Here is a 6,564-nt window from a genome sequence, read left to right on the forward strand (position 1 = left end):
GCGCTCGCGTCGTAATATAAAATTTTAGCCAAGCCTAGGCCTTAGGCACCGTCATCGAACCAAACGGCAGGATGATGATTTTAGCGTCCGCGCCCTTTTGCGCGAGCGCGTCGTCCACGGCTTTTTGGATGTCGTGGTATGGCTTTAGATGCACCGCGCGCATCTGCTCGTCGCTTAAGTCGCTCACCGCCCAAGTCTGCGCCCAGAGCGAGATTTCGGCCATCTTAGCGGCCTTGTGATAGCCGAGCTTAAAGCCCGCGCTGATCTTTTCTAGCACCTTTTTAGGCGTGTCAGCGGATGCCATCAGATCAAAAAACGGCTTTGGTCCAATGCCTGTGCGGCACTTTGCGACCATTATTAAAATTCCGTCCTGCGCGAGTGCTAGTTTGCCGTTGTCTAGGGCTTTTTGCGCCTGATAGAGATCGACGTCCATCGGATATGGCGCGACCGAGATCACGATGTCGGCCTTGCGTGGGATATTTACGCAAAAGACCTCGTCGGCCTTTTTCACGCAGTCGTAAAAGCTGTCGTTTAGGTCGCCCGCGCTCGCGTAATATACGCCGTGCTCGCTGTCAAGCACCGTCTGGATCGAAAAAACGTCGATATGCGCAAGAACTTTCATCGCGTCTATCATATCCTCGTGCACCGGGTTACCCTCTAGTCGCAGAGCTTGCGCGTCGGCGCTTAGAGCGAGCTTGTGGTTTTGCGTGATGCTCTCGTATGACGCGGTGCCCGGCAAAAAGGCCTTTCTGCCGCCGGTGTAGCCTGCAAAATAGTGCGGCTCGACCGAGCCTATGACGATCACTTTTTTTGCTTCTGCTACGATTTTGTTTAGATACATCTGCGTGCCGTTTTTGGACTCGCCTAGATAGCTCATCTCGTCTTTTTTCGAGTCGTGGTCGCATACTTCGCCTTTGGCGCTAATCTCCGCGTAAATTTCTTTGCCGAAGATCATCTCGTATTCTTCCTGCGTGCCCTCTCTATGGCAGCCGGTAGCGATGATGAAAATTTTATTTTTCTCGCAGATTTTCGGGTAAATTTGCTTTAAAATTTTTGCCGTCGGCGTCGGGCGCGTGCCGTCGTTTACGATGATGACGATCTTTTCGTCGCCCGCGATAAACTCGTCAAAGCTTTTTTGATTTATCGGATTTGTCAGAGCCTTTGCGATGAGCGCCGTTTCGTCAAATTTAGCCACGGGGTTTGGATCGAAAATGCCGAGCAAATTTTTCTCGTTTATCTCTAGATTTAGATGATCATCTTTGCCGTATGCGATAGGGATTTGCATATCTGCCTCCTGTGTGGAATTTGGCGGGATTATAACGTAAATTTTATTTAAAACGATTTAGCTTTGCGCGGGTTATGAACGGAATTTAGAAAGCTTTAGAATTTAAAAATTTAGAGCATTTAAAATTTCAAAATTTTATAAAATTTTAAAAAGCCGCTGGGATTTGAAATTTAAAGCTCGCGAGCCATATGCTCGCGAGCGCAACTATTATAAATAGCCGTAAATATGAGCGAAGATAAAGCCCATCGCGCATGAAGTAAGAACGCCTATTAACCCAGGGAAAATGAAGCTGTGGTTGATGACGAATCTGCCGATGTGCGTAGTGCCGGAGCGGTCGAACTGGATCGCCGCAAGATCGCTCGGATAGGTAGGTAGGATATAGTATCCGTAGCAAGCAGGTGCAAACGCAATAATAAGACCCGGATCGATACCGATGCTAACCGCTAGCGGTACGAAAGTAGCAACCGCTGCTGCTTGAGAGTTAAGGAATTTACTAATTAGCAGCGAAACGATGACATACGTCCACGGATACGCCATAACGACCTTACCTAGCGACGCTTTAAGCATTTCGATATGAGCGGTAAACATAGTCTCTGCCATCCATGAAATTCCATAAATGGCTACAAGCGCGATCATACCGCTATGAAAAATTTCATTTTTAGCGATATTGCCCGCTTTGATACCCGAGACAATCATCATAATGGATGCTGCAAGAAGCATGAAAATTTGAATGGTTAAGACCATATTTAAATTTGTGGTCTTTTTCATCGTATCTTTTACGACAATGCTTGCGTTTGCGATGCTCTCGCTCTTATCGCCTGTCGTGATGACGACGTTTCCGTCTTGAGAGACGATGCTTTGAGCTAGCTTTTTATCTTTGTCGTAAATTTCGACGCTATTAAATTTAGTCGCATCTTTGGCTTTGGACTCTTTGACGTTTGAGACGACCTTACCGCCGTCCACCATGGAGATGACCTGACCATCTTTGATCGTGATATTTTTGACCGTTTTTTTATCGACGATGATCTCTACGGATTTTCCCGGAACATTTTTAGTCCACGCAGGACGCAAGCTTTTCTCGTAACCTAAAACCGCAACTAGCGCAATAGTGGCTAAGAATATCCACATGCAAACCCACTTAATCCTAGGAAGCTTTTGACCTAACAATGTCGTGCTTTCGCCGTATATATATTTTTTCTGCTCTGGATCTTTGATCTTTTCTTGGAATTCCGGATCTTTATCTAGATCTTTACCTCTAAAAATCGACCACGTTCCGATCGCAAGCATACCGATGAAAGTAGAAGGGATAGTTAATTTAAGTAGATCCAAATACGTACTAAAGCCCTCGATATGCACGCCTTGACCTAGTAAGATCGCGACCATCGAAACGCCGGCAACCGAAACGGGGCTAGCGATGATAGCAAGTTGCGAGGAGATCGTAGAAGCAGCCATCGGGCGCTCAGGGCGAATTCCGTTTTTAATAGCTACGTCATAGATGATCGGAAGCAGCGTATAGACGGTGTGTCCGGTTCCGCATAAGATTGTAAGCGTCCACGCCACAGTTGGAGCGATGATACAAACCATCTTCGGATGCTTACGAAGCAATTTCTCCGCTATTTGAAGCATTACGTCAAGTCCTCCCGTAGCCTGTAGCGTTGCACTTGCTACGACAACTGCGAGGATAGTTAAAATAACGTCCACTGCCGGCTTACCCGGCTCTAATCTAAATCCAAACACTAAGATCACTAAGCCTATACCGCCTAGAATTCCCAGCGCCATACCGCCTTTTTTAGCACCATAAAATAAACAGCCCAAGACTATAATGAGCTGCAAAAAGAATTGAGTGCTTTCAGACAAACTTGTCAGAAACTCCATAGTTTCTCCTTCAGTAAAATTTAAAACAAACTTTGGCGATTATACTAACTTTTTATTTAAACAAAATTAAAGGAGCGTTGCGAATTTTCAAAATCTGTCAAAATAAAAATTTACTGAAATTATAATTTTAAAGCGGAATTTATATAGCGAAATGCGAAAAATAAAATTTTACTTAGAACTATTTTTATATCGTAGAATTTCGTAACTTTTAAGAAAACTTAGAATTTCATTATAGCTCAAGCTTTAAACCGATTTTTAAGCCTTGGAGGAGTATCATTTCGCAAAGAGCGGATTAAGATGAATTTTATAAAATTTTGTATTGCCTTTTTGATTTGTTTATCGCAGATGGCGGCAGCTGGCAGCTTTGATCTAAACGCCACGCTACGTCTGAGCACATTCGACGCAAGCTCTCACCGACTGCTTTTATGCGGCAGTGGCGGCGAGCTTAGGATGTTTGATACTGCTAAATGGAACGAGGAGTTCGTACAAAAATACAGCGATAACGAAATTACGGCTCTAAATTTTAAAAACGGCAAAATTTATCTAGCTTGGGGTGGAGCCGAAATCGCGGTGCTAAACGACAGATTAAAGTTTTTACACGCGCTTAAGACGGGGCGTAGCGGCACAGCCCAAATAGATGCGATCTATGCCGCAAAAGACGCGATTTACGCGGTAGTGGATAAGAATCAACTAATAAGATTAGACGAAGACCCTGATAACAGCGCGGACGGCGGCTACGCCCCAAGAGAAAATTCCACCGCGAACGGGCAATCTTTAAATAAAAATTCCGCCCCAGATGGGCTGCGCGGAATTTCGTTTCATTACGGCAGGATCAATGCCGTTAGCCTGGGCGCTAACGGACTTTGCGTCGCAAGCTGGAACGGCGTAGCCTGTTTTAGCGCAGATCTTTTTGCGATTAAATTTAGCGGCATCGATACAGCGCCTAATCGCGCCGCGCAGGGAGAGCTTGGTAGCGTGAAATTTAAAGATGCAGAATTTAATAGCACGAGAATCGTGCAAGGCTCCGAGCAAAACGAAACGAAAGTTGGCGGCGCAAAGAGCGCAGAATTTCAAAGCTCAGAATTCAAAGGCGCAAAATTTCAAGACGAGGGGCTTAAAACTCAAAGCGAAATTTCAGCCGAAGCTGGCGATAAAAATTTAAGCGGCTCTATCGCCACTGCGCTTGCAGACTGCGACGGGACACTGTTTGAAGGCGATATAGAGGGGAATTTTATAAATTTAAAAAGCGGCGAGCGTAAAAGCGTGGGCTCTTGGATCAAATCCATCGTGTGCGTCCGCAGCACGCAGTTTATCGCTACTAAAGATAAAATTTACGAAAATCAAAAAGCAGGATTAAAGGAGGTTGTGGATTTAAAAAGCGAATTTTTAGCGATGTACGCAGACGGGGAAGCGATCCTCGTAGTCAGCAAATCAGGCAAAATTTTAAAATTCTAAGAAAGGATTAGTATGTTAAAAAGTTTCAAACCCGTGCTTTTGGGCTCGGTTTTGTTCGCCGCAAGCGCCCTGTGTGCCGCGGATAGCGACCTAGAGCGCGTGATGAAAGAACGAAATTTAAGCGAAAAAGACGTTTTAGCGGCGGCTAAGACCTATCAGCCGACCGGTAGGAAGGACGATTATATGGTCTTCTCTTCCGGCGGTCAAAGCGGACAGGTGATCGTTTACGGCGTGCCGTCGATGAGGATCTACAAATATATCGGCGTATTTACCCCGGAGCCTTGGCAGGGATACGGTTTTGATGAGGAGAGTAAGGCGGTCTTAAGATCGGGCTCCATTAACGGCAAAGAGATCAACTGGGGCGATACTCACCATCCAAATTTCAGCGAAAAAAACGGCGAATACGTGGGCGATTATCTCTTTATCAACGATAAGGCGAACCCAAGAATCGCGGTTATAAATTTATCCGATTTCGAAACCACTCAAATAGTCGTAAATCCCGTAATCAAAAGCGATCACGGCGGCTCTTTCGTAACGCCTAATACCGAATACGTCATCGAAACCAGCCAATACGCAGCCCCTTTTGATAACGACTGGCACCCGATCGAGGAGTATCAGGCGGTTTATCGCGGTGCGGTAACGCTATGGAAATTTGACTACGATAAAGGCAAAATCGACGTAAATAAATCCTTTTCTCTAGAGCTTCCTCCATATATGCAAGATCTAAGTGACGCAGGTAAGGGCGAGAGCTTTGGCTGGGCGTTTACCAACAGCTTTAACTCCGAAATGTACACGGGCGGCATCGAAAAGGGTCTGCCTCCGATGGAAGCCGGTATGAGCCGCAACGATACTGACTACCTGCACGTTTACAACTGGCAAATTCTAGAAAAGCTTGCTCAAGACAGCAAAAACTATAAGGTCGTAAACGGACACAGAATCGTTACGATAGACGCCGCCGTAAAAGCGGGAGCGCTATTTTTGATCCCTGAAGCCAAATCCCCTCACGGCGTTGATGTTAGCCCTGATGGTCGCTATATCATCATCGGCGGTAAACTAGATACTCACGCTAGCGTTTATGATTTCAAAAAGATCAAAGAGCTAATTGATAAGAAAGAATATGCAGGCAAGGATCCATACGGAATTCCGATCCTAGATATGCAAAAGACGCTTCACGGACAAGCAGAGCTTGGTCTTGGACCTCTTCATAATACCTTCGATTCGCAAGATGGCGTAATCTATACATCGCTTTACGTCGATAGCCAGATCGTAAAATGGAACTACAAGACGTTAAAAGTTTTAGATAGGATCAACGTCCACTACAATATCGGTCACCTTGATTCTATGGAGGGCAAATCCTCTAAGCCTGTCGGCAAATACGTAATCGCGCTGGATAAGCTTTCGATCGATAGATTTAATCCTATCGGACCGCTTCATCCGCAAAATCATCAGCTCATCGACATTACAGGACCTAAAATGGAGATGCTTTACGATCTTCCTATCGGTCTAGGTGAGCCGCACGACGTAGTTTCTATCGCAGCTAGCAAGCTTCATACGAAACCTACCTATACTATGGGAACAAACTCCCGCACCGGCAAGCAGCACCCTGCCATGACGTTAGCGGGTCAAGAGCGCATCGAGCGCGACGGCAAAAACGTAAAAGTCTATGCTACGGCGATCCGCAGCCATATTAATCCTGAGCACATCGAGGTTAATAAGGACGATAACGTAACGATCTATATGACAAATTTAGAGCGTGCTGAGGACGAGACTCACGGCTTTACGGTTGATGATTACGATCTGCATATGTCGCTTGAGCCGGGTAAGACTGCGAGCGTAAATTTCATCGCAGATAAAGAGGGCGTATTTCCTTTCTACTGCACGGAATTCTGCTCTGCGCTGCACCTTGAGATGTTTGGATATCTATACGTAAAAGATCCGAATAAAAAATA

4 protein-coding genes are annotated in these 6,564 nt (G+C 45.6%); 2 read left to right on the top strand and 2 right to left on the bottom strand.

Annotated elements, in window-relative coordinates:
- Window positions 1–34: 34 nt before the first annotated feature.
- On the bottom strand, window positions 35–1,285 hold the full coding sequence (gene larA / locus Q0117_RS02390) for a nickel-dependent lactate racemase (RefSeq protein ID WP_297922012.1): 1,251 nt from the start codon (window positions 1,283–1,285) through the stop codon (window positions 35–37).
- 207 nt (window positions 1,286–1,492) lie between these two features.
- Window positions 1,493–3,160: an anaerobic C4-dicarboxylate transporter gene (locus Q0117_RS02395; protein WP_297922015.1), complete on the bottom strand. Its 1,668-nt coding sequence runs from the start codon at window positions 3,158–3,160 to the stop codon at window positions 1,493–1,495.
- Between the two features lie 297 nt (window positions 3,161–3,457).
- Between Q0117_RS02395 and Q0117_RS02400 the strand changes: the two genes are divergently transcribed.
- Window positions 3,458–4,615: a hypothetical protein gene (locus Q0117_RS02400; protein WP_297922017.1), complete on the top strand. Its 1,158-nt coding sequence runs from the start codon at window positions 3,458–3,460 to the stop codon at window positions 4,613–4,615.
- Window positions 4,616–4,627: 12 nt separating this feature from the next.
- Window positions 4,628–6,564: Sec-dependent nitrous-oxide reductase (nosZ, locus tag Q0117_RS02405; RefSeq protein ID WP_297922019.1), on the top strand; the 1,937-nt coding region annotated here is incomplete at its 3' end.

Origin of the sequence: uncultured Campylobacter sp., assembly GCF_937997535.1 — a bacterium.
Taxonomy (GTDB): Bacteria; Campylobacterota; Campylobacteria; order Campylobacterales; family Campylobacteraceae; genus Campylobacter_B.

Bases quoted from the DNA above. Each gene is read 5' to 3' on its own strand.
- Q0117_RS02400 (WP_297922017.1), top strand. From the start codon at position 3,458: ATGAATTTTATAAAATTTTGTATTGCCTTTTTGATTTGTTTATCGCAG.
- Q0117_RS02395 (WP_297922015.1), bottom strand. From the start codon at position 3,160: ATGGAGTTTCTGACAAGTTTGTCTGAAAGCACTCAATTCTTTTTGCAG.
- larA (WP_297922012.1), bottom strand. From the start codon at position 1,285: ATGCAAATCCCTATCGCATACGGCAAAGATGATCATCTAAATCTAGAG.